Genomic DNA, 1,349 nt, shown 5'->3' with positions numbered 1-1,349 from the left:
CCAGTTTCCCTCCCGCCCTCTCTTCCCCTGGTTTTCTCTGCGGGTAATGTTGAAAAGAAAAAGCAAAAATAAAAAATAAAAGATCAAAGATAAAAGACAAAAGATACTTGTTTTACCACGAATTTACCACAAATGAATGAGCCTTGATATGATGAAGTATTGTCAAAGCAAAGAGAAGTCCAACCTTTTTCTTGTAAAAAGTTTTGAGCTTCTCTTTTAATTACGTTTTTCATTACTGAACTTGTAACCTACACCCCAAACAGTAATTATGTACTGTGGATTGTCTGGGTCTGGTTCAATTTTTACTTAACTTCCGTATAAACGAGGTCATATTTTTTCCATCTAAAGCATGATCATAGCCCCATACGCTGTCATATATTGCCATAATACCACCTCCTCTAGGTGTTGTTTCACTATATACCTCTTTGTAATTTAGCCACAACAATTAACCTCTGACTACTTTTGTCATATAAACTCAAAATATGATCACCATATATTTGTATGTCTAGTGATAAATAACACAAATTAAAAGTTGTTCACTAATAGAATAATTATATTTCCGTTTTGTGATAATTAAATTCGCAAGTTGGACTTCCATCTGCTATGGTTTGATTTCTTACCAGTGTTGCTCCCATTTTTTCAGCCATCCAATAATCAAATCTGCATAGTTCTTTTACAATGTCATTAGCATTTTCTCTTTTAGCTAATTTGCAGATACCGCATGTGAAAAATCGTAGTTCAAATTCGTTTATATTAGTACCTTGTATGAGTTCAGATTGCCAGTCATATTCAAACTTATTCTTTAATGACCTTTTTGCCATAGCTTGTCTGCGAGATTGCCATTTTTCAGTAAACACAGATTTCTTTGAAAATTTAATCATAATTGGATTTTGTTCAATTTTTTGAAACATATTTCTAACATCATTTGAAGTTAAATCATTATCACAAGTTTTATAAATTGAAAAAATCATACATGCAAACAATAAGATTAAAGACATTGTATTTTCTTTCATTCTACCGATTGATGGTGTGTTCTCGATCATATTTTTATATTCGTTTTTACAACTGTGTTTGAATTGTCGATTGATTAAAATATTTTTCTCTGCTAAACCATTAAAACAATCTTTAGAAAAGATAAACCAAATGGCTTTTGCATAAACATCGTATTTCATTTTTATCACCCTTTCGCTGCGAACATATGAATAATTGTTCATATGTTTTATTATATTAAATGATAAAATAATTGTCAAGATAAAACGAAATTTTATAAGCCCCTCAACAACCATAAGCGTAATTTGTATTAGATCAATGGCTTTATTGGGGCTGGTCAATCAAAAATAAAGAGTTCT

At 30.7% G+C, this 1,349-nt stretch carries 1 protein-coding gene; it reads right to left on the bottom strand.

Annotated features, from left to right (window positions below; genetic code table 11):
- Positions 1-551 precede the first annotated feature (551 nt).
- Positions 552-1,172, bottom strand: coding sequence for an L-2-amino-thiazoline-4-carboxylic acid hydrolase (locus C6P39_RS27310; RefSeq protein WP_158661714.1), 621 nt, complete (start codon positions 1,170-1,172; stop codon positions 552-554).
- Positions 1,173-1,349 lie beyond the last annotated feature (177 nt).

The sequence above is a fragment of the Blautia marasmi genome (assembly GCF_900258535.1).
Lineage (GTDB): Bacteria > Bacillota > Clostridia > Lachnospirales > Lachnospiraceae > Blautia > Blautia hominis.
Note: the sequence above shows the minus strand (reverse complement) of the source record. Positions and strands in the feature narration are given on the sequence as shown.

Coding starts and splice junctions, on each gene's coding strand:
- C6P39_RS27310 (WP_158661714.1), bottom strand. CDS start 1,172: ATGAAATACGATGTTTATGCAAAAGCCATTTGGTTTATCTTTTCTAAA.